The sequence below is a fragment of the Peribacillus sp. NPDC060253 genome (assembly GCF_042727425.1).
Lineage (GTDB): Bacteria > Bacillota > Bacilli > Bacillales > DSM-1321 > Peribacillus.
In genome coordinates this window covers 17,108-39,129 of the sequence record NZ_JBHXAS010000016.1, presented here as the reverse complement: position 1 = coordinate 39,129, position 22,022 = coordinate 17,108, and the positions used below count along the sequence as shown (strand labels likewise).

Sequence of the window (22,022 nt, the reverse complement as noted above, 5' to 3'; positions counted from 1 at the left end):
TTTACTTATGAAAATTACGTTAATCGAGGTGTAGTCCTAATGAAAACGGTCGTAGTCGTTGGCGGAGGCATTACCGGCTTATCAACCATGTATTATTTACAAAAAGCGGCTAAAGCACAGAATCTTTCCGTGCGATTAATATTAATAGAAGGTAATGAGAAATTAGGCGGTAAAATCAGGACGGTTCATGACGGTCCATTTAAAATAGAAGCGGGTGCCGATTCGATCGTCGCCAGAAAACAAAATATAAAACCATTTCTTGAAGAATTGAATCTAGAGGATCAAGTGGTCTATAATGCGACGGGAAAATCATTTATCCATACGGATGGCATGCTGAAGAAAATCCCTGAAGACGCCTTGTTTGGAATTCCAATGAGCATTGAGTCTTTGGCGAACAGCGATCTGGTATCTGCACAAGGAAAGGTAGACGCCTTAAAGGATTTCTATACGAAAAACGAGACGTTTACGAAGAATGACTCAATCGGCTTATTTCTTGAAAGTTTCTTAGGTAAGGAATTGGTGCAAAAACAGATTTCGCCTGTCCTTTCGGGTGTTTATTCAGGGAAATTAAATGAATTGACGATTGCTAAAACACTGCCGGAAATGCTGGATTATAAAAATGAATATGGCAGTATCATACGCGGTCTATCGGAAAATAAGCAGAAATACCAAAGCAAGGGAAATAAGAAGTTCCTTTCGTTTAAAAATGGCTTATCAGCATTGATTGATCGTATTGTGGAAAGCCTTGATATGGTGGAGATTTTAAAGGGTGTCCAGGCGGAAAAAATCACAAAGAATGATAAGGGGTATATCCTTTCATTGGCAAACGGTGAAAAGCTGGAAACGGACTATATCGTATTAAGTACGCCGCATACCAGCGCCCAGAAACTATTGGGTGATCGTGAGTTGGATGAGGACTTTGACGGCTTGATCGATAGTTCCATGATTAGCGTTTACATTGGGTTCGATATACCGGACAGCATGCTTCCTAATGACGGGACAGGTTTCATTGCAGGTGATAATAGTGATTTGATCTGCAATGCCTGTACTTGGACGAGCCGGAAATGGGAGCATACTTCTGAAAACAGTCAGCTTTTAGTAAGGCTTTTTTATAAAAGCTCAAGCCCGGAATATGAACGGTTACGGTCCCTTACAAAACAGGAATTAATGAATGTCGCTTTAGGCGACATTAAAAATAGTTTGAGCATTACTGGAACTCCGATGACGAGTGAAGTGACGAGATGGCATGAAAATATGCCGAACTACCATATAAAGCATCCCCAAATCGTTCAATCCCTGGAGGCTAAAATCTCCGAGAACTATCCGAATGTTTTACTTGCGGGCTGTTCATACAATGGTGTCGGAATACCGGACTGTATTGCAGATGGAGAAAAGAAAGCGCAAGAGATTTGTGCGAAGTTGTAAAAGGGGGACTGCCAGTTGGCAGCCCTCTTTTTTTGTGTTGGATATCCTGGGAATTCGTTTGAAGTTTCCTATATTTCCTGTATAATAATATTCGATAAATTAAACTAAAAGTTTACTTATACAAAACTTTTTTTACTGCATGTTTACTATAAGTAAACAAAATTGAGGGTAATACGATGCAAATAGGAAAGAAAATAAAGAATCTTCGCTTGAAAAAAGGATTGACCCAGGAAGAGTTGGGAGAAAGAACGGATTTAAGCAAAGGATATATTTCACAAATGGAAAGAGACTTAAGCTCCCCATCAATTGAAACGCTTTTCAATATTCTAGAGGTACTCGGCTGCAAGCCGAAGCAGTTTTTCGATGAAGAGGATCAGGTCCAAAAAGTGGTCTACGAAGAAGAAGAACAAACCTTTTTCATCGATGAGGAACGAGGCTATCAAATTCAATGGCTTGTACCTGAATCGAATGAGAAGGAAATGGAACCAATTCGCCTGACTCTTCAGGAAAAAGGGGAGTTCAAACAATTCGAACCATCCTTGTCGGAAACATTCGGTTATGTATTAAAAGGTAGGGTCATTGTAAAACTTGGTATACATACTTATTTCGTCAATGCAGGGGAATCCATTTATTTTCATGCTTCCGATGAACATCAAATCATCAATGATTTTGAAGGTCCATCCGAGTTATTGCTCGTTGTGACGGAATCATACCTATAGAAATTCAAAACAACGGCAACCGTTTGTTTATGGTAAAGATAGATGAAGTAAGGAAAGAGGGAAGTAGCTATTATGGCAAACGAGAATATAATACGCTTCGAACAAGTTACGAAGCACTTTGATGATGATACGGTCGTTCTCGATAACGTTAGTTTTGAAATCGAGAAAGGTAAGTTCTATACGCTCTTGGGTCCTTCCGGCTGTGGGAAGACAACGATCCTTCGTTTGATTGCCGGATTTACGGAAGCATCCAAAGGGGATATTTATTTTGAAGGAAAAAAGATCAATGATGTACCAGCCAATAAAAGGCAAGTTAATACGGTTTTTCAAGATTATGCCCTTTTTCCGCATTTAAATGTGTTTGAAAATGTAGCATTCGGTCTTCGGATCAAGAAAATGAAAAATCCGGAAGTGGAAAAAAAGGTGAAGGAAGCTCTAAGCTTTGTTAATTTGGATGGCTATGAAAAACGGGAGATCAGGGAAATGTCCGGGGGACAACGACAAAGGGTAGCGATTGCCAGGGCAATCGTTAATGAACCGGAGGTCATCCTTCTAGATGAACCACTATCTGCCCTTGATTTGAAATTGCGTACGGAAATGCAATATGAATTGCGGGAACTGCAACAAAGGCTGGGCATAACCTTTATCTTCGTCACTCATGACCAAGAGGAAGCATTAGCGATGTCTGATGAGATTTTTGTTCTTAACAAAGGGAAAATTCAGCAGAGCGGAACTCCAACGGATATATATGATGAACCGCTTAATCGGTTCGTTGCCGATTTCATTGGTGAGTCGAATATCGTTAAAGGAAAAATGATTGAGGATTACCTAGTGGAATTCGTCGGAAGGCAGTTCGAATGTGTTGACCAAGGCTTGAACAGCAATGAAGCTGTTGATATCGTCATCCGTCCGGAAGATTTACAGATTACTTCCACGAATCGCGGTAAGCTGCAAGTTCGGGTGGACTCTCAGCTATTTCGCGGTGTCCATTATGAAATAAGCTGCTATGACCATGATGGAAATGAATGGCTTGTCCAATCAACTAAAAGGGTGTCAGTCGGCGATGAAATAGGACTTTATTTCGATCCTGAATCGATTCATGTCATGCGATTGGGTGAAACGGAAGAAGAATTCGATAAGCGCCTTGAAGCGTATCATGATGGGGAAAGTCATGAAGAATAAATTATCCCGGAATATTTACTTCATACCCTATGTCTTATGGATTGCTCTATTCGTAATTGCACCCATTTTGCTAATCCTTTACTATTCGTTCTTCGATATTGAAGGAAATCCATCTTTGATTAACTATCAAAAGTTCTTTACACCTGTATATTTAAAAATGACTATAAGCTCATTTTGGTATGCTTTTCTGATTACGGGCATATCCCTTTTAGTGGCTTACCCTACTGCTTTTTTGTTAACGAAAACAAAGCATAAGCAGTTGTGGCTTTTACTGATTATCGTACCTTCCTGGATTAATTTACTCTTAAAAGCTTATGCCTTCATTGGCATTTTTGGCACATATGGTGTGGCGAACGGTTTTCTGGAAGCGATGGGAATCGGCAAGCAGCAAATTCTTTTCACGGATTTCAGCTTCATATTCGTTTCGGTTTATATATTCATCCCGTTTATGATCTTACCGATATTCAATGCGCTGGATGAAATGAATCCAACCCTTTTGGATGCGGCCAATGACTTGGGAGCGTCCCGATGGATGACATTCCGCCGCGTCATTTTTCCATTGACGATAGATGGTGTAAAAACGGGATGCCAGGTCGTCTTCATCCCGGCACTTTCATTGTTCATGCTTACGAGGTTGATTGCCGGTAACCGTGTCATTACCCTTGGTACGGCCATCGAACAGCATTTTCTCGTGACACAGGATTGGGGAATGGGTTCCACGATTGCTGTATTTTTGATCATTATAATGTTCCTGATTATGTTTGTAACGGGTAACCGAAAGCAGGGTGTGTAAATTGAGTAATAAATTATCACCACTATCAAAAGCGTTTCTCGTTTTGATATTTCTCATCCTCTATGCACCGATTTTCTTTTTAGTCTTTTACTCGTTTAACAGCGGCGGAACGATGTATGACTTTAAAGGGTTTACCATGGAGTGGTACAAGGAGTTGTTCCAAGATACAAGATTGTTGATCATTGTATTGAATACGCTTGTGATTGCTTTATTATCTGCATTGATCGCCACGATCATTGGGGTGATTGGAGCCATTGGAATTAGATCCTTTACGAGCAGTAAAGCCAAGAATACAGTATTGTCCTTGAATAACGTATTGATTGTCAGCCCAGATGTGATCATAGGTGCTTCTTTCCTGATTCTATTCACAATGGCTGGAATCAAGCTTGGTTTCTACTCAGTATTGTTGTCGCATATTGCCTTCAGCATTCCGATTGTTGTGCTGCTGGTCCTTCCAAAGCTTCAGGAAATGAGCCCTACCTTAATTGATGCGGCTCGAGATTTAGGGGCAAGCCGATGGGATGTATTGACGAAGGTCATCCTTCCTTATATCTTACCAGGTATCCTTGCAGGCTTTTTTATGGCATTGACTTATTCACTTGATGATTTTGCGGTGACGTTCTTTGTGACTGGTAATGGATTTTCCACTCTTTCCGTGGAAATCTATTCATTGGCCCGACGTGGGATTTCCTTGAATATTAATGCGTTATCAACACTGCTGTTCGTTGTGACATTCCTGCTGGTTGTCGTTTATTACTTTATCACTCAACGTGTCAGGCAGACGGGAATGGGGGGAAAACGATGAAGAAGCTTGTCCAAATGTTTTTAGTCATTTCCCTTGTATCCGCGTTGCTGTTATATGCGATTTCAAGATTGAATTCATCGCAGGGGTTTACGAGCAGCAATACGCTTACCATCTATAATTGGGGCGATTACATCGATACGGAATTAATCGACCGCTTTGAGGAAGAAACGGGCATAAAGGTCATATATGAGACGTTCGATTCCAATGAGGCGATGATGACTAAAATCGAACAGGGCGGTACGACTTATGATATTGCCATCCCATCTGAATATATGATCGATAAAATGCGACAAGAAGACTTACTGGTCCCCTTGGATCATTCCAAGCTTCCCAACCTGAAAAATATCGACGAGCGATTCATCGATCTGCCATTCGATCCGGAGAATAAATATTCCGTGCCATATTTCTGGGGGACGGTTGGGATTGTTTACAATTCCAAGATGCTCGGCGGCAAAGTGATAACAGCCTGGGCGGATTTATGGGATAAAGATTTAAAAAATGAAATCCTTTTGACGGATGGGGCCCGAGAAGTGATGGGGATGGGGCTGAACTCTTTGAATTATTCCTTGAATGATACGGATGATGAACATCTCCAAGAGGCGAAGTCCAAGCTTGATGCACTCACTCCGAACATTAAAGCGATCGTTGGAGATGAAAGCCGTATGCTATTGGAAGCCCAGGAGGCGGCGATTGGTCTTGTGTGGTCTGGAGTGGCTTCAGAAATCATGGCTGAAAATGAGGATCTTGAATACGTGGTTCCAAAAGAGGGGTCCAATTTATGGTTTGATAATATGGTCATCCCGAAAACGACCAAAAATGTCGAGGCGGCTCATCAGTTCATTAACTTCATGCTGGACCCGGAAGTGGCGGCACAGAATGCTGATTATGTAAGCTACTCGACACCCAATAAGGAAGCACTGAAATATATGCCGGAAGAAGTGGTGAAGGACGAACGTTTCTATCCATCACCAGAGCTGACCGAGAAGCTGGAAGTGTACGAAAACCTAGGGAAGAAAAACTTGGCCCGTTACAACGAACTCTTCCTTGAATTTAAGATGCATCGTAAATAACACAACAAAAAAAGCATGGTGTAGGAATTACCTCCTTACACCATGCTTTTTCGTTTCTGTGTTTTTGGCACTTTGTTACCTGTATATCAAAAGTCCAAATAACGGTATAATTTCGTTTTTTGTAATGATCAACAAAAATCTCAATGTAAATTGTAGCAGAATGAAATACTCTAAAATATCTGTAGGGATATAAGTATGTTAGTATAATGATTGAGTTAGTACATATTGAAGGTGGAACTAAAATCTTAAGGATTAATTAATATTTCAAAGCTATCATAATAGAAAAATTAAGGGAGAGCATTCATGAAACTATTAAGAAGCACGAAGGCATATATTTGGGCAGGGAGCATTTTAATCATTGCTGGTATCATGGTATTTGCTATGGTTTCGTCCAAGGATAAGACAATGGCGAGTATCGATGGCGAGAAAATCAATAAGGATGAACTATACGACGCGCTTGTTGCGGGGTATGGAACTGATACGTTAGAACTTTTAATTACGAATAAATTGGTTGAATTGGAAGCGGAAAAAGAAGGAATTAAAATAAAGGATGAAGAAATCCAGAAAGAAATCGATACGATGGTTGAATCCTATGGTGATGAAAAAACATTCAAAGAGCAATTGGAAGCAAGCGGCTCTTCCATGGATGCCTTGAAAAAAGACATCGTCGTTTATTTGCAAACGAAAAAGATGATCGAGCCGAGAATTACCGTGACAGATGATGAAATCAGTACGTATTTTGAAGAAAATAAAGATACATTTGATCAAGCGGAACAAGTGGAGGCTAGTCATATTTTAGTCAAAGACGAACAGACAGCTAAAAAAGTTGCGAAAGAAATTGCAGACGGCGGTGACTTCGCTAAATTGGCAGCTGAATATTCCACAGATACAAAAACGGCCGATAACGGTGGAAGCTTAGGGTATTTCGGAAAAGGTGAAATGGTGGACGAGTTTGAAGATGTTGCCTTTGATCTTGGTATAGATAAAGTCAGTGATCCAGTCAAATCCGATTACGGGTACCATATCATAAAAGTAACAGGTAAGAAGGAAGCAAAAAAAGCTAATTTAGAAGACAGTAAAGAAGTCATTAAAGAAACGCTTCTTTCTGAAAGATTACAAGAGGAATATCCCGTTTGGTTAGCAGAAGTAAAAAAAGACCATGAGATAACGAATAAATTAGAGGGTTCTAACTAAGATCATCAAGTGAAATGATATATGGAAAAAACAAAAGCTGGGACATATGCCTCAGCTTTTGTTTTTTTATGGTTTATACAATGGAAGTTGATTTCCGCTCCAGGCACTCGCTTTCCGCGGGCGGTCAGGGAGCCTCCTCGGCATGCGCCTGCGGGGTCTCCCCTAGACGCGCTTTTCCCGCAGGAGTCTTGCACCATCCGCTCCAATCAACTTTGTTATAACATTAAGATAGGAACTATACCTGGAGTTGAAGGTGTTACTACGTGTTCCGAACCCTTTTTGCCTAAAGTTTTTTTATGGTTTATACATTGGAAGTTGATTTCCGCTCCAGGCACTCGCTTTCCGCGGGCGGTCAGGAAGCCTCCTCGGCATGCGCCTGCGGGGTCTCCCCTAGACGCGCTTTTCCCCGCAGGAGTCTCGCACCATCCGCTCCAATCAACTTTGTTATAACATTTAGATAGAAACCATACCTATGGAGTTGAAGGTGTTACTACGTGTTCCGAACCCTTTTTGCCTAAAGTTTTTTTATGGTTTATACAATGGAAGTTGATTTCCGCTCCTGGCACTCGCTTTCCGCGGGCGGTCGGGAAGCCTCCTCGGCATGCGCCTGCGGGGTCTCCCCTAGACGCGCTTTTCCCGCAGGAGTCTCGCACCATCCGCTCCGATCAACTTTGTTATAACATTTAGATAGAAATCATACCTATGGAGTTGAAGGTGTTACTACGTGTTCCGACCCCTTTTTGCCTAAAGTTTTTTTATGGTTTATACAATGGAAGTTGATTTCCGCTCCTGGCACTCGCTTTCCGCGGGCGGTCAGGAAGCCTCCTCGGCATGCGCCTGCGGGGTCTCCCCTAGACGCGCTTTTCCCGCCGCTCCGATCAACTTTGTTATAACATTTAGATAGAAATCATACCTATGGAGTTGAAGGTGTTACTTTGGGTCAATGGGTTCGGGAACTTCATTTGATGAAGGGTGCATTTTCCGGACCCCTTTGTCTACAAACTAAAGCTGAGGCGTAATGCCTCAGCTTTTTTATATATTAAAAGTTGGATGAAATGGATTTTTCATTGGATAATCCTGATTGTGTAACGATTTCATCACTCTCTTTTTCACCTTTTCGATGATCGGAATTCATCGATTGTGCTGGCGTTTCTTTCAGTTGTTTACCGGCAACGACCACTTTTGAGCTGATGTCCTTTATTTCATTTGTTGCTTCCTTAGCTGTACCAAGAGCATTAGTGGAGATATCTTTTACTTCGGATACTTTTCCCACAACGTCTTCATTGACGGTTTCATATAAGGTTCCCACGTCATTGATTGCCTCTTTAATCGTCTCGGTTGCCCCTTTGACTCCAGACACCATCTGTTCCTTCATTTCTCCGGGGTTTTCCTTAACTTGTTCAATCATATTCATGGAGTTGTCTTTTAAAAGGACGGCTGACCGCTTTACTTTATTCCTTGTGTTGGAGTCAAGTAATGTCAAAGCACCGCCAACGAGTCCTCCGATGAGAATTCCTTTTAATAGTTTGCTATTCCTTTGAGTTTCGATAGTCGATTGAGTCATTAATATTTCCTCCTTAAGAATAGTAGATTGTTTGCTTAATATGTTTTTCCCTTATTTACCATAGGTTAAACTGGAAATAATAAACTGTAATGGGATTGACACAATAAATAAAACAGTAGTAAGCTACATATAGTTAAATGACTGAACTAATATTTAAGAGGTGTAACCATGACTAATGAAAAAGTTTCTGGATTGATTGATCGATATATGAAAGTTTCCTTCTATGTTAATAAAATGGGTGAACTTTTAATAAAAGATCAAATTTGTGATGTGCTGACGAACGAACAATACTACACTTTACGGTTTATCGAACAACAACGATTATGTACCTCGACGGAAATCAGTGATGCCTTTTATATAAATAAGAGTGCCGTCACTTCCAACATCAACAGGCTTGAAGGCAAAGGATTGATCGAACGGGAACAGGACCTGGATGACCGGAGGGTCTTTCACTTGAAGCTTTCCAAGGAGGGTGAAGGATTGTTACAGGAAACGGAAAATAAGATTCATAATTTGGTGGAGAGAATCATGACGAAATTTGAATATGAAGAGATTGTTAAATTCCTTGATACATATGAGAAGCTTTCACAAATTTTCATTCAAATGAAGAATGGGGAACAGGAGGAAATATAAATGAGGGGGATCATAAAGGGAAGATGGTTCGTCATTATCCTTTGGGTGGCCATTACAACGGGTTTATTGTTTGCGGCCCCGAATATGGCGGAGCTAGTCCGGGATAAGGGACAGTTGGATGTACCGGCAGAATATTCATCTGGAATGGCCAATGAACTTATGAAGGAGATACAGGATGAGGACGAGTCACAGGTAGCTCTCGTATTTCATGGTAATAAGAAATTATCTTCCTCGGAATTGAAGGAAATAGACCTTGCCATCCAAAAGCTTGAGAAGAATAAAACAGAGCTTGGCATAACTGAGGTCATGACCCACTTTAAAGATCCCTCACTTAAGGATCAGTTGGTCTCGGGAGATGAATCCACGGTCTTGGCATCCATCAAAATGGTAAAGGGTGACCGAGAAGCTAAGGAAGTGATCGATGCCCTTTATAAAGAATTGGAACAAGTGGATGTCGAGCATTATTACACAAGCAGCTGGATGATCGATGAAGATCTTAATACCAATTCCCAAGAAGGCTTGAAAAAAACGGAAGGCATTACGGTTGTCTTCATTTTGGCGGTATTGCTGATAGTTTTCCGTTCAGTGGTGACACCGATCATTCCGTTAATCACGGTCGGTTTCACTTATTTATGTTCACAATCCATCGTCTCATTCCTAGTGGATAGATGGGACTTTCCGATTTCGTCTTACACCCAAATATTCCTGGTTGGTATTTTATTTGGAATCGGTACCGATTATTGCATTCTACTGCTTAGTCGATTCAAAGAGGAACTATCGTCACAGGAATCTTTACTTGAAGCGCTCGTGGAGACATACCGAACTGCTGGTAAAACGGTCTTTTTTAGCGGGCTCACGGTAATGATTGGTTTTGCGGCAATTGGTTTTTCTACTTTTAAACTCTATCAATCTGCTGCAGCCGTTGCCATAGGGGTTTTCATCTTAATGATTGCCCTATATACGATCGTACCATTTTTCATGATGGTTCTTGGCAAAAAGCTATTTTGGCCGGCAAAAGGGAAGCTTGCGCATAGTGAAAGTAAATTATGGGGGAATCTTGGTAATTTCTCCTTGAACCGTCCATTGTTGGCACTAATAATCGTTGCCATCATCTGTGTTCCTTTTTTGTTTATGTATGATGGGGAAATTTCTTATAACTCCCTTGAGGAAGCGGGGGATGATGTTCCTTCCATCATGGCATTCAATATCATTTCCGATGAATTCGGCCCGGGACAATCGATGCCAACACAGATTGTCATAAAAAATGACGAACGTATGGATTCGGAAGAATACGTCGCACTTGCGGAAAAAATCAGCCAGGAAGTCATCAAGGTGGATGAAGTCGATGTAGTTCGATCCATGACCCGCCCGGCAGGTGAGCCCATCAAGGACTTATTTGTCTCCAAACAAGCCGAAACGTTGGAAAAGGGAATCGGGGAAGGAAATGAAGGAATTAAGCAAATCAGTGACGGTTTAAAAACCGCAGGCAGTGAGCTTTCCGATTCTGGACCACGCTTGAAGCAAGCAACGGACGGGATAGGGGGACTCATCTCCGGTACCGATGAATTAAAGAGCGGAGTAGGTCAGGTGGAGAGGGCGTTAACGAGCATAGAAGCAGGAATTCGTGACGGCTCTTCAGGGACAGGTGATATAAAATCCGGGCTGAATGAAGTCAAGGCCAACTTGGAGAAGCTCGCAGCTGGAAGCGGACAGCTCCTCGAAGGCTATCGACAATCGGCTAATGGACTAAATGAACTTACAGGTGGATACAAGGAGATACAAACTAACCTGACGACCGTATCGCAAAGCCTTGCTGGTTTGAATCCATCCTTTGAGCAAATGGAAAGCAATTATCCAGAATTGCAAGCAGATGCTTCCTATCAAACGATCAAGCAAACGGTACAAGGGGCGCAGAGTGGTTTGGAGCCCATGTCAGCAGGTCTTTCCGAGCTCAACAGAAATCTTGGGGTAGTATCCGGCGGTTTGGATACAGCGAACAAAAATATGGCTGACATCGTAAATGGTCAAACCTCTTTAGCAGGAGGGCTGAACCAATTGATTTCAGGTGTAGATACTTTACAAAAAGGTCTAAGCACGATGGCGAATGGTCAGGGTGAAGTCATTAATAATCTGTCAGAATTCAAAGGAGGACTTACGAGCTTAAATAATGGGCAGCAAGAACTCCTAAATGGTTTTTCAAGTCTTGGCGGGCAATTGACTGATTTGACGGATGGCTTGAATCAAAGTGCGGATGGACTGAATGAAGTCCATGATGGCCTCTCGGATGCACAGGGCTATTTATCAGGACTTGCAAAAACGGATAAGACAGTAACTGGTATGTACATTCCCAAAGAAGTAGTGGAAAGTGAAGAATTTGGAGAAGCATTGAACGCGTATTTATCCGAAGACGGTAAAGTCATGACAATGGATGTTGTCTTTAAGGCTAATCCATATTCTAATGAAGCAATCGAGCAAATCGATTCGATTGAGGAAACGGTAGAAAGAGTAACGAAAGATACAAAGCTTGAAAATGCGCAGGTGGCGATAGGTGGAATCACAAGTACACATCATGATTTGAGCATGATGTCTGAGGAGGATTTCTCACGTACTGTCGTATTGATGTTGTCGGGTATCGCAATCATTCTCTTTTTCATGCTGCGATCCCTGGTCATGCCGATTTACCTGATTGTGTCGCTTGTTTTGACATATTATACAGCGGCAGCCATTACAGAGTTGATTTTTGTAAATATTCTCGGTTATGCAGGCATCGGCTGGGCCGTTCCTTTCTTTGCTTTCGTCATCTTGATTGCGCTGGGCATCGACTATAGCATTTTCTTGATGGATCGCTTTAACGAGATGAAAGATAAACCTGTCAAGGAAGCGATGTTACTATCCATGAGAAAAATGGGAACGGTGATCATCTCGGCTGCGGTCATTCTGGGCGGTACCTTTGCTGCCATGATGCCAGCAGGAGTTCTTTCGCTCTTGGAGATTGCCACTTTAATATTGGTGGGGCTTGCTTTATATGCGTTTGTCATATTGCCGGTGTTCATTCCAGTGATGGTTGCAACGTTTGGAAACGCGAATTGGTGGCCATTTTTGAAAAACAAGGAATAAAAGGGAGTACCTCTAAAAGTAAAGAAGGCATCCGAGTGGATGCCTTCTTTACTTTTGCATAATGATTTCCTTATGGGGAATAAAAAACTTTATGTATTCCTTAATGGCAGAAATGATTCACAATTCGGGAATTCTTGTTTTATATTTCGCGATAAGCTGTTGATTATGCTCATCTGCCCCTTCGATATTACTGCTTAGGAATACGGGAGGGGTCACCCCTGTTTCAATAATCGCTTCAATGACTTGTGTGAAAATCATATTAAGGAGGACGGCTCCAGTTACGGTCGATCCAGATCCAAATGATATATTGTTTGATTTCAGCAATGTATCACCTTTAGAAATATGATTGTCTATGACCAAATCAACGACATCGTGGAGATAAAGCTTCTTTTTATGCCGTGAAGGACAACTGTTTGCATACTCCGGTGATGTTAGTCCTATGACAAAGGCGCCCTTTTCTTTTGCGATTATAGCGACATCGATGGGAACGGGATTCACACCAGACGATGAAATGACAATACAGACATCGCCAGGACGGATATCCTCATCAAGCATGAATTTCTCAGATAGGTCATTTTGCCTTTCAAGTTGCGATGACCTTGATGCTCCCTTAAAAAGCATCAAGTCTTCTACGAAAATAGGATGAATGGCCGCTAACCCACCTGACCGGTAGAATACCTCTTCCGTCAAAATATGAGAGTGCCCGCTCCCGAATAGATGGATGACTCCATCCGACAATATTGCTTTTGAGATGTGTTTCACAGCTTCCTTAATAGAATGCTTTTCCTGTTCAACCACAGTTGATAGTAAAGCTTGCACTTCTTCAAAATATGAGTTCATATATGACACCCTCCGATTACCTTTAGCAAGAAAAGATTATAGTGATGGCAAAAATATTCAAGTTATCTGGTTATGGTGATAGTAAACTTATACCTGTCCGCACGATAAGCTGATTTAACATATTCAAGGGGGGTTCCATCTATTAGGAACGTATTCCGTTGAATGAATAATATGGGCGAGTGCTTTGGAATCGCTAAATGGGTGACTTCCAATTCAGAAGCAATCGATGATTCCAAAGTTTGTGTAGCATAGTCCATTTTAAGTTTAACGTAATTCTCTATATATTGGTAAAGGGAAAGGTTAATGATTTCTTCCGTTAATCCTTTAATTAAATTCGCAGACATATACACAGTCTCGAGCGCCATTGGAACATCATCGGCCAACCGAATACGTTTTATTTCATAAACGGGAGCATAAAGGGAAATGTGCAATTCACTGGCAATTTTCTTATTAGCCGGAATGATTTCAAAGCTCAGTAGCTTACTGCTCGGATTTAGACCCCTGGCTTTCATATCCTCTGTAAAGCTGGTCAGTCCATTGAGCTGCTGCTCCAGCTTTTTATCGGCAACAAAGGTTCCCCTTCCTTTTTGACGGTATAAGTAGCCGTCATTAACCAAATTATTTATGGCTTGCCGGACGGTCATCCGGCTAATTTCGAATTGCTCTGCATATTCACGTTCAGATGGAAGGGCATGGTGCGCCTGGAACTCACCGTTTTCTATTTGTCTTTTTATTTGTTCTTCGATTTGAGCATAAATCGGAAGAGGTGAGCTTTTATCAATCATCGACTTTCGCTCCTTTTACGGTATGATCACTCCGGATAACGCTTTTTGGTCTGCGATTATTGTAACATTATTATGTTTTTTTAGGATAGATGCAGGGAAATCCTCTGTAATATCACCGTCCATCAATTTGTTCAAGGTTTCGGCTTTTTCTTCTCCGGATATCAACAGAAGTATCTCTTTACTTTTCATAATGGTGGATATGCCCATTGTAACAGCATGTGTCGGAACTTCGTCTATGGAGTCGAAATAACGTGCATTCGCTTGGCGTGTTGAGTCCTCAAGTGTCACGACATGTGTACCTGAGGCGAAAGAAGTTCCAGGCTCGTTAAACCCAATATGCCCATTTTGTCCAATACCAAGTATCTGAAGGTCGATTCCCCCTGCTGAATCAATCATTTCGTCATAACGTTTGCATTCTCCATTAGTGTCATCAGCTGTGCCATTTGGTAGGTGAGTGCGCTCTTTATTTATATTGATGTGAGTGAATAAGGAGTCATCCATATAATAATGGTAACTGTTTGGATCATTTGGTTTTAAGCCGATATACTCATCGAGATTAAAAGATGTTACATGTTCATAAGAAGTATGATTACGCACGTGGTCTTCAATCAACGTATCGTACATACCTTTAGGCGTACCGCCAGTTGCCAAGCCCAGCTTGATATCCGGATTTCCTTTGACTTTTCCGAGTACTATTTCTGCGGCTGTCCGACTCATTTCCGCGTAGTCCTGTACTTTAATGATATTCATTATGCATTCTCCTTTTTAAAAGCTAAATTTCCTCTGCAGAACGTCATTTCAACGTCCAATCGTTCATTTAAGATAACAAGGTCGGCGTCTTTACCAACTTGGATGCTGCCTTTTCTATCAAAAATACGAAGTTGTTTGGCTGGATTTTCAGCCGTCATTTTTATAATGTCAATCATGGAACAATCGGTATATTGCATGGTGTTCTTAATGGCATCGTTCATTTTCAGAATACTGCCGGCTAGTGTTCCATTTGAAAGCATAGCTGTCGTTTCGTTAACATACACAGGCTGGCCGCCTAAATCATAGGTTCCCTTTTCAAGCCATTTGGCTCGAAGCGAGTCCGTAATCAAAATCATGCGGTCACTGGTAATTTGGTTATAAGCTAACTTCACCATTTCAGGTCGGCAGTGAATGCCATCAGCAATAAGTTCAACAAACAATTCGTCTCTGAGATAAGCTGCGCCCAATACACCAGGCTCGCGGTGATGAAGTCCCCGCATCCCATTATAAAGATGTGTGACGTGTGTAGTTCCAGCCTGGATTGCTTCATCTATTTGGTCATAAGTTGCATCCGAATGTCCAATGGAGGCGACTACGCCAGTTCCCCTTAAGTGAGCGGCAAGGTCTAATCCGTTTGGTTGTTCAGGAGCAAGCGTTACAAGCTTGATTTGGTTTTGGGCCGTTTCCTGCCACCTCTTAAATAGCGTGACATCAGGATCAACGATATGATCTTCAGGCTGTGCTCCTTTACGGACCGGTGAAATGAAAGGACCTTCTAAATGGATCCCAACTATTTCAGCATGTTCTTGAGTCTGATTTTCGATATATTTACCTGCATTAAGAAGAGCTGATTCAATGGCTTCGGTAGATTGAGTCATTGTAGTGGCCAGAAAGCTGGTTGTTCCTTCTTTGGGAAGAGTTTCTGCCATAGTGGATAATGCTTCGTATGTGGCATCCATTGCATCAGCATTGGATGCCCCGTGAATATGAACATCGATGGCACCAGGAATGACCTGATGATCAGGCGATAGATTGATTACTTCAATACCATCTTCATGTTTATACTGGTTAACAGGGCCTACTTCGGCAATTTTTCCATCCACAACTTTAATGTACCCATTTTTGTATGTTTCCGTTTCGCTATAAACTATTAGATCGTTAATAATGAATGTTTTCATACATAATCTCCTTTATGAAGTAAACCTTAATGAATGAGTCATGAATTGGTCTCATATATTTTTGTCCTCATTTTAACGTTTTTATTAGTGGTTGTCTAGACCAGTTGCTGTTAATAAGGTTCATAAATGTCTTATTTCCGCTGTATTTAATGGATATAGTAAATTTTTCTACTGAATTGGTATAGACATCTATATGTTTTCTATGCTAGTATAATCCAAAGAAAAGTTATTATATTAATAAAATGAAAACGCTTTATACTTCTCATTCAACAGAATCAATAGAAGAAGTTAGGAACAAGGGAGATGAGTTCGATGTTGAATTTTTTACAAAAAATTGGTAAAGCTCTTATGCTACCAATTGCTGTTTTGCCAGCAGCGGCTATATTGCTTCGCTTAGGTCAGCCAGATTTACTTGATATAGCATTTATGGCGGCCGCGGGAAAAGCGATTTTTGATAATCTTGCCTTACTATTCGCTTTAGGTATTGCAATAGGATTATCTAAAGACGGTAGCGGTGCAGCGGCATTAGCTGGTCTTGTTGGTTACTTTGTTTTAACGAATGGAACACAAGCAATTAATAAAGATATCGATATGGCTGTTTTAGGCGGTATTATATCAGGTATAGTTGCAGCTCTTTTATATAATAGATACTCCGACATAAGACTCCCTGAATGGCTTGGATTCTTTTCAGGCAAAAGATTCGTCCCGATTATCACTTCGCTTGCGATGATTATACTTGCGGGAATATTCGGCTTTGTCTGGCCGCCGATTCAGGATGTAATCAATAGTGTTGGAGACTGGATTACAGGTGCAGGGGCATTGGGTGCCGGCGTATTCGGCGTATTGAATCGCTTATTGCTTCCAGTAGGATTGCATCATGTCCTGAATAGTATGGTTTGGTTCGTTTTTGGTGAATTTAATGGTGCGACAGGTGATATAAATCGTTTCTTCGCAGGAGACCCGACAGCTGGGCCCTTCATGACTGGCTTTTTCCCAATCATGATGTTCGGCCTTCCAGCTGCAGCATTAGCGATGATTGCAGCTGCTAAGAAGGAGAAACGTAAATTGGTAACGGGGATGCTTGTTGGGTTAGCTTTCACTTCTTTCTTAACAGGAATCACAGAACCGATTGAATTTCTATTCATGTTCATCGCCCCAGTATTATATGTAATACATGCCCTTTTAACCGGGGTGTCTATGGCACTCGCTGTTATGTTGGATATCCATCATGGTTTTGGATTCTCCGCAGGGGCCATTGATTATTTCTTGAACTTCGGCATTGCGCAAAAACCGCTATGGTTAATACCGATTGGATTGGTATACGGGGTCGTTTACTTCGTGATTTTCTATTTTGTCATCAAAATCATGGATTTAAAAACACCAGGCCGTGAAGACGATGAGGAAAATGTGGAAGAAGAAACGATTGTGAAAACCGGGGATAAATATACCGATATGGGATCGCTTTTCCTTCAAGATCTTGGCGGTAAAGAGAATATAAAGATAATTGATAACTGTGCAACACGCTTACGTTTAGAAGTGGCCGATTCAGGAAATGTGAATGAAGCAGCCTTAAAAAGGCATGGTGCGCGGGGAGTCATGAAATTAAATAAATCGAGTGTGCAAGTCATTGTTGGAACGAATGTAGAATTCGTTGCAAATGCAATGAAACAACTTGTCAAAAATGACGTCAATCCAATCCAAGTGAAAATGGATCCAACTGCACAAGTAGTTGAGGATGGGGTGGAAGAAAACCAAGCTATCGACGCCAATGATTTTGTCCTTCCAATTGAAGGAGCCGTTTTACCGATCGAACAAGTACCTGATCAAGTGTTTGCGATGAAAATGATGGGCGACGGCTTTGCTATCGAGCCAGTCAACGGGAAACTAGTATCACCAATCGATGGCGAGGTACTTAGTATCTTCCCGACAAACCATGCATTGGGTTTGAAAATGAATAATGGTCTGGAAATTCTGATCCATGTTGGATTAGATACAGTTAAATTAAATGGAGAAGGCTTTACACCTCATGTGCATGAAGGCCAAAAGATAACAAAAGGTACGCCTCTTCTGGATATTGATTTAGATTTCATAAAACGGAATGCTCCATCAACGGTCACTCCTATCATATTCACTAACTTACCTGAAGGAACGGCAGTGAAATTGCAGAAGACAGGGTTACAGAAACAAAATACAGCAGGTATCATCCAGTTGGAAAAACTATAAAACGTGTAAAAAAAGGGATGTCGACAATGTCGACATCCCTTTTACATGCTGCACCTTTTAATTGGATAAAACGGCTTCTTTATATTCTTCTTGTTGTGATAAATTGTCATAACCAAAACAAACGGGAGCCCAATTGGCAGGATCTATCATGACCCTTGCATGAATACGAAAGACTTCTTCTAAAACGGCAGGTGTAATGATTTCGCCCGGTGTACCGATTTTAATAATTTCTCCTTCCTTCATCGTTATGATTTCATGTGAAAACCGAGACGCATGGTTGATATCATGCAGTACCATCACAATGTTTTTTTTTTGTTCTCTGTTAAGTCTTTCAACAATTTGCAAGACCTCCAGTTGATGAGCCATATCAAGGTAGGTGGTAGGTTCATCTAGTAATAAAATCTCCGTTTGCTGTGCTAAAGCCATTGCTAGCCAAACCTTTTGTCGTTGGCCACCGGATAAATTTGCGATCTGCCGGTTTCGAAATGAAAGGGTTTCTGTGATATCCATGGCCCCATTCAATGGAAGTCCATGGCCTTCACATGAAGGAGCGGAAAACTTTCTGAAATTCATAGAAGAGGATTTAAATCCGGAAATTGATAAAAGATTTAAGGTCGATCAGAATAGCCAAACGCTCTTCGGGCATTCCCTAGGTGGCCTTTTCGCTATATATGTTCTTTTTGAAAATCCGTATGCTTTTCAAACTTATATAGCTGGAAGCCCATCTCTCATTGGAATAAAAAGTGGTTCCGTGAGAAGGAGGATAGGTTTATTTCTCGATTAAATCAAGGAGAAGGTGATATTTCCTTATTGCTAGGAGTGGGAGAGCTGGAGGGTCCCCATAAAAGCGGCATGAACGAAAATGCTTTAGAATTATCAAAACGATTATCCTTGAAGGATAGTGGAGTGAATGTTCAATTCAAGGAGTTTGAAGGGGAAGGGCATCTTTCAGTTTTGCCACCTTTGATTAACAGGGCCTTACGTTTTGCTTTGAAACGTGCAAAGGAACATCTCGTTTTGACTGAGGATGAGTTATTTCCATCTGGTTAATTTACCCGCATTCATTTCTGCTTTGCGGCTTGCTTCCATATATGATCAAAAAAAAAAGAGCCTGTTCGATTGGAAACAGGCTCTACATATTTCATTAGGTCTTAAGACCTAATGAAAAAGAGTATTACGCATTTTAGCATACACTGGTTATTTCTGAAGCATCAACGATACGCTGAACTTCTGATCCTTCGAGTGTCTCTTTTTTCAATAGCTCCTCAACGAGCACTTCATACTGTGGACGATTCGAGCCAATCAACATTTCCGTTTCAGAAATCGCCTTCGTGAATAATTCCTGCATCTTTTGCTCCTTCTCACCTTTATTAAAGGTGAGGGTAAATCCATCTTGAAGCATTCCGGTATCGACCATTTGTTCAAGCAGGTGTTTCGCCTGCTGTACATCTCCGCCTACACCGATGCTATGTTCTCCTAAATACATTCTTTCCGCCACGCCACCTGCTAAAATCATTTTGACTTGATCAAGCAATTCACTGGCTGTTGCCAGATGGAGTTCTTTTGGTATCGGCGCTACATATCCAAGGGCTTCCCCACGCGGAATGATGGTCGCCTTTCGAACGGAACCAGGCTTTGTCAAAGCTGCAATCAGGGCATGTCCACTTTCATGAATAGCCACGCGCCGCTTCGTATCCACATCATTCAAGGTACGTGATGTCGCTCCAAGTATCGTACGGTCAATGGCGTAATCAAGATCCTGTTTACGAATCATATCCTGTTCATTCCTAAGGGCATGTCGTGAGGCAGTATCGAACAGGGAGCTTAAGTCAGCACCAGAGAAACCGGATGTACTTTCCGCCAACTCATCCAGAGAAGCAAGGACATCTGTAGCTAGATGCTTTCCTTTCGTATGGATATCGATGATTTCCTTTCTTCCTTGTGTATCTGGAAGTGGAACTTGGAAAGAGAAATCGATCCTGCCCGGACGTAGAAATGCCTCATCGAGCATATCTTTCCGGTTGGTCGCTGCAATGAATAAAATGCCTTCATTTGGATGGCCTCCATCCAATTGCACAAGCAGTTCAGTTAACGTTTTTTCGCCTTCTTCCCCGCCATGAGCTTTCCTTTTACCAGCCAACGCGTCCACTTCATCGATGAAAATGACAGCTGGCGATTGCTTACGTGCATTTTGGAAAAGGCTGCGCACCCGGGCTGCGCCGACTCCAACAAACATTTCGTTGAAGGCTGAACCGCTCGTTGAGAAGAAGTTTGCACCAAGCTCTTTTGCGATTGCCTGTGCTAGCAGGGTTTTCCCCGTTCCAGGGGGGCCATATAATAAAATGCCTTGAGGCGGTTTAATTCCAATCTTTTCTGAACGCTCAGGTTCCTTTAATGTAGTAAGAGTCTGTAGGATTTCTTGTTTGATTTCGGTTTGCAAACCGCCTACATCATCCAATGTTATCTCTGGCAAGGGCTTTGGGGTGGAAAGGCTTTGTTTTTTACTGCCGATCCGCAAACCGCCCTTTGATTTTTTCTGTATAATGACAGCTGTTGTAACGAGAGCCGCCAATAATCCGCCTAAAATCCATAACGCAGATTTATTAGTTGATGAAAAAGAATATTGAACGTTATAAGTTTCGACAAGCTTATTGATCATTTGACTGTTGGGAGGAATATTAGAAACATATTCTCCATCTGGTGTGGTGATGTGAAGAGTGCCATTTCTTTTTTCTTCAATAGAGACAAGGGCTCCATTTTGGGCTTTAATCGTCTTTTCTACCGAAGAAAATGGGATGACCGTATCCTTTGACTGAGTTACAACATACCAACTGATTCCGCCAATTATCACAATGAAAGCCGTTAAGAACGGCAGCAACTTCGAAACTAATTTAGAGTTCGAGTTCAACTTTTCATCTCCTTTAAGGAATATATATTCAGTATAGAATTTTTAAACATGTAATCTATAGGTCTTTATGCTCTAAAATGAAGGTAAATAATGTTAAAGTCAAGAAAATATCATTTCTATTATGAAAAAGTTAAGAATGGTGTCCGGAATTTTGAAATATTTAATCCAACCTGCGTATTAGACTTTTTAAATACGAAATGCTAAAGTGAAAAGGTCTAAGTCATGAAAAATAAAATGGTAGAAGAGTGTGAATTTTTATGAGTAAATTTATAAAAGACTATATAATTACGATGAAGGATATTGTTAGAGAAGGAGATCCAATTCTGCGTCAGGTAACGGATGAAGTCAGCCTGCCGATTTCAGATGAAGATCGTGAAACGTTGGAATGCATGATGCAATATCTGAAAAACAGCCAGGACCCAAAACTCCAAAAGAAATACAACTTACGTGAAGGTGTCGGGTTGTCTGCAAATCAGATAGGCTTGAATAAACGCATGTTCGTCTTATATTTTCCAGATGAAAAAGGGAAGCTGTATGAATATGCCCTTGTGAATCCGAAAATTATTAGTCATTCCGCTACGATGATTTATTTACCGCAAAGTGAAGGCTGCCTCTCAGTCGACCGTGATATTAAAGGCTATGTACCGCGTTATGAACGGGTTAAAATTAAAGCGGTGGATAGTAATGGTAAGGAAATAGAGATGCGCCTGAAGGGCTTTGCTTCAATCGTGTTCCAACATGAGTTAGATCATTTAAATGGGATGATGTTTTATGACCGGATCAATACCGAGAACCCTTTCAAGCTTCCGGAAAATGTGGAAGCGAAAAGTCTGTAA

Annotated in this window: 19 protein-coding genes and 1 pseudogene; 13 read left to right on the top strand and 7 right to left on the bottom strand. The window is 41.3% G+C overall.

From position 1 onward, the window contains the following. Window positions 1–39: 39 nt before the first annotated feature. From ACFWE9_RS06575 to ACFWE9_RS06545, 7 genes are all read left to right on the top strand, one after another. A complete protein-coding gene (locus tag ACFWE9_RS06575; protein ID WP_377356118.1) occupies window positions 40–1,425 on the top strand; it encodes a protoporphyrinogen oxidase in 1,386 nt (461 codons plus the stop codon). Window positions 1,426–1,601: 176 nt separating this feature from the next. Beyond that, window positions 1,602–2,144: a helix-turn-helix domain-containing protein gene (locus ACFWE9_RS06570; RefSeq protein WP_230161208.1), complete on the top strand. Its 543-nt coding sequence runs from the start codon at window positions 1,602–1,604 to the stop codon at window positions 2,142–2,144. A 72-nt stretch (window positions 2,145–2,216) separates the two neighbouring features. Then, complete coding sequence (locus ACFWE9_RS06565; protein WP_377356116.1) at window positions 2,217–3,326, top strand: ABC transporter ATP-binding protein; 1,110 nt, start codon at window positions 2,217–2,219, stop codon at window positions 3,324–3,326. Next, on the top strand, window positions 3,316–4,119 hold the full coding sequence (locus ACFWE9_RS06560) for an ABC transporter permease (RefSeq protein WP_230161205.1): 804 nt from the start codon (window positions 3,316–3,318) through the stop codon (window positions 4,117–4,119). Before ACFWE9_RS06565 ends, ACFWE9_RS06560 begins: the two co-directional genes overlap by 11 nt. A 1-nt stretch (window position 4,120) precedes the next feature. Continuing rightward, on the top strand, window positions 4,121–4,924 hold the full coding sequence (locus ACFWE9_RS06555) for an ABC transporter permease (RefSeq protein WP_377356113.1): 804 nt from the start codon (window positions 4,121–4,123) through the stop codon (window positions 4,922–4,924). Further along, on the top strand, window positions 4,921–5,994 hold the full coding sequence (locus ACFWE9_RS06550) for an ABC transporter substrate-binding protein (protein ID WP_230161201.1): 1,074 nt from the start codon (window positions 4,921–4,923) through the stop codon (window positions 5,992–5,994). Before ACFWE9_RS06555 ends, ACFWE9_RS06550 begins: the two co-directional genes overlap by 4 nt. 303 nt (window positions 5,995–6,297) lie before the next feature. Then, window positions 6,298–7,188, top strand: a complete 891-nt coding sequence (locus ACFWE9_RS06545; RefSeq protein WP_377356111.1) for a foldase protein PrsA — start codon at window positions 6,298–6,300, stop codon at window positions 7,186–7,188. A 1,039-nt stretch (window positions 7,189–8,227) separates the two neighbouring features. Here ACFWE9_RS06545 and ACFWE9_RS06540 read toward each other — a convergent pair. Then, the gene (locus tag ACFWE9_RS06540) at window positions 8,228–8,752 is read right to left on the bottom strand and encodes a YtxH domain-containing protein (protein ID WP_377356109.1); all 525 of its coding nucleotides are present in this window, start codon (window positions 8,750–8,752) and stop codon (window positions 8,228–8,230) included. 168 nt (window positions 8,753–8,920) lie between these two features. Between ACFWE9_RS06540 and ACFWE9_RS06535 the strand changes: the two genes are divergently transcribed. Next, window positions 8,921–9,385, top strand: a complete 465-nt coding sequence (locus tag ACFWE9_RS06535; RefSeq protein ID WP_230161194.1) for a MarR family winged helix-turn-helix transcriptional regulator — start codon at window positions 8,921–8,923, stop codon at window positions 9,383–9,385. After that, a complete protein-coding gene (locus ACFWE9_RS06530; RefSeq protein ID WP_377356107.1) occupies window positions 9,386–12,502 on the top strand; it encodes an MMPL family transporter in 3,117 nt (1,038 codons plus the stop codon). It begins immediately after the preceding gene. A 117-nt stretch (window positions 12,503–12,619) separates the two neighbouring features. Here ACFWE9_RS06530 and ACFWE9_RS06525 read toward each other — a convergent pair whose 3' ends face one another. From ACFWE9_RS06525 to nagA, 4 genes are all read right to left on the bottom strand, one after another. Continuing rightward, window positions 12,620–13,342 (bottom strand): SIS domain-containing protein, encoded by a 723-nt coding sequence (locus ACFWE9_RS06525; RefSeq protein ID WP_230161190.1) that lies wholly within the window; start codon window positions 13,340–13,342, stop codon window positions 12,620–12,622. Window positions 13,343–13,404: 62 nt separating this feature from the next. Beyond that, window positions 13,405–14,127, bottom strand: a complete 723-nt coding sequence (locus ACFWE9_RS06520; protein WP_230161188.1) for a GntR family transcriptional regulator — start codon at window positions 14,125–14,127, stop codon at window positions 13,405–13,407. A 15-nt stretch (window positions 14,128–14,142) separates the two neighbouring features. Next, complete coding sequence (gene nagB, locus ACFWE9_RS06515) at window positions 14,143–14,877, bottom strand: glucosamine-6-phosphate deaminase (protein ID WP_230161186.1); 735 nt, start codon at window positions 14,875–14,877, stop codon at window positions 14,143–14,145. Continuing rightward, complete coding sequence (gene nagA / locus ACFWE9_RS06510; protein ID WP_230161184.1) at window positions 14,877–16,055, bottom strand: N-acetylglucosamine-6-phosphate deacetylase; 1,179 nt, start codon at window positions 16,053–16,055, stop codon at window positions 14,877–14,879. Before nagA ends, nagB begins: the two co-directional genes overlap by 1 nt. Before the next feature lie 312 nt (window positions 16,056–16,367). Between nagA and nagE the strand changes: the two genes are divergently transcribed. Next, window positions 16,368–18,278: an N-acetylglucosamine-specific PTS transporter subunit IIBC gene (nagE, locus tag ACFWE9_RS06505; protein ID WP_230161182.1), complete on the top strand. Its 1,911-nt coding sequence runs from the start codon at window positions 16,368–16,370 to the stop codon at window positions 18,276–18,278. A gap of 57 nt (window positions 18,279–18,335) precedes the next feature. Here the strand turns inward: nagE and ACFWE9_RS06500 are convergent. Then, window positions 18,336–18,800 (bottom strand): annotated as a pseudogene (locus tag ACFWE9_RS06500) (ABC transporter ATP-binding protein); the annotation flags it as partial. On the opposite strand from ACFWE9_RS06500, the gene ACFWE9_RS06495 reads away from it, so the two are divergent. Continuing rightward, window positions 18,787–19,062 carry an alpha/beta hydrolase-fold protein gene (locus ACFWE9_RS06495; RefSeq protein ID WP_356715050.1) on the top strand — a complete coding sequence of 92 codons (276 nt, stop codon included), beginning with the start codon at window positions 18,787–18,789 and terminating at the stop codon, window positions 19,060–19,062. The pseudogene ACFWE9_RS06500 and the gene ACFWE9_RS06495 sit on opposite strands and share 14 nt — an antisense overlap. A 26-nt stretch (window positions 19,063–19,088) precedes the next feature. Continuing rightward, complete coding sequence (locus ACFWE9_RS06490) at window positions 19,089–19,328, top strand: alpha/beta hydrolase (RefSeq protein ID WP_230161180.1); 240 nt, start codon at window positions 19,089–19,091, stop codon at window positions 19,326–19,328. A gap of 133 nt (window positions 19,329–19,461) precedes the next feature. On the opposite strand, the gene ACFWE9_RS06485 is transcribed toward ACFWE9_RS06490, so the two are convergent. Next, window positions 19,462–21,186 (bottom strand): AAA family ATPase, encoded by a 1,725-nt coding sequence (locus tag ACFWE9_RS06485; RefSeq protein WP_230161179.1) that lies wholly within the window; start codon window positions 21,184–21,186, stop codon window positions 19,462–19,464. 257 nt (window positions 21,187–21,443) lie between these two features. Between ACFWE9_RS06485 and def the strand changes: the two genes are divergently transcribed. After that, window positions 21,444–22,022 carry a peptide deformylase gene (gene def, locus ACFWE9_RS06480; protein ID WP_230161177.1) on the top strand — a complete coding sequence of 193 codons (579 nt, stop codon included), beginning with the start codon at window positions 21,444–21,446 and terminating at the stop codon, window positions 22,020–22,022.

Bases quoted from the DNA above. Each gene is read 5' to 3' on its own strand.
- ACFWE9_RS06575 (WP_377356118.1), top strand. From the start codon at position 40: ATGAAAACGGTCGTAGTCGTTGGCGGAGGCATTACCGGCTTATCAACC.
- ACFWE9_RS06570 (WP_230161208.1), top strand. From the start codon at position 1,602: ATGCAAATAGGAAAGAAAATAAAGAATCTTCGCTTGAAAAAAGGATTG.
- ACFWE9_RS06565 (WP_377356116.1), top strand. From the start codon at position 2,217: ATGGCAAACGAGAATATAATACGCTTCGAACAAGTTACGAAGCACTTT.
- ACFWE9_RS06560 (WP_230161205.1), top strand. From the start codon at position 3,316: ATGAAGAATAAATTATCCCGGAATATTTACTTCATACCCTATGTCTTA.
- ACFWE9_RS06550 (WP_230161201.1), top strand. From the start codon at position 4,921: ATGAAGAAGCTTGTCCAAATGTTTTTAGTCATTTCCCTTGTATCCGCG.
- ACFWE9_RS06545 (WP_377356111.1), top strand. From the start codon at position 6,298: ATGAAACTATTAAGAAGCACGAAGGCATATATTTGGGCAGGGAGCATT.
- ACFWE9_RS06540 (WP_377356109.1), bottom strand. From the start codon at position 8,752: ATGACTCAATCGACTATCGAAACTCAAAGGAATAGCAAACTATTAAAA.
- ACFWE9_RS06535 (WP_230161194.1), top strand. From the start codon at position 8,921: ATGACTAATGAAAAAGTTTCTGGATTGATTGATCGATATATGAAAGTT.
- ACFWE9_RS06530 (WP_377356107.1), top strand. From the start codon at position 9,386: ATGAGGGGGATCATAAAGGGAAGATGGTTCGTCATTATCCTTTGGGTG.
- ACFWE9_RS06525 (WP_230161190.1), bottom strand. From the start codon at position 13,342: ATGAACTCATATTTTGAAGAAGTGCAAGCTTTACTATCAACTGTGGTT.
- ACFWE9_RS06520 (WP_230161188.1), bottom strand. From the start codon at position 14,127: ATGATTGATAAAAGCTCACCTCTTCCGATTTATGCTCAAATCGAAGAA.
- nagB (WP_230161186.1), bottom strand. From the start codon at position 14,877: ATGAATATCATTAAAGTACAGGACTACGCGGAAATGAGTCGGACAGCC.
- nagA (WP_230161184.1), bottom strand. From the start codon at position 16,055: ATGAAAACATTCATTATTAACGATCTAATAGTTTATAGCGAAACGGAA.
- nagE (WP_230161182.1), top strand. From the start codon at position 16,368: ATGTTGAATTTTTTACAAAAAATTGGTAAAGCTCTTATGCTACCAATT.
- ACFWE9_RS06495 (WP_356715050.1), top strand. From the start codon at position 18,787: ATGGCCCCATTCAATGGAAGTCCATGGCCTTCACATGAAGGAGCGGAA.
- def (WP_230161177.1), top strand. From the start codon at position 21,444: ATGAGTAAATTTATAAAAGACTATATAATTACGATGAAGGATATTGTT.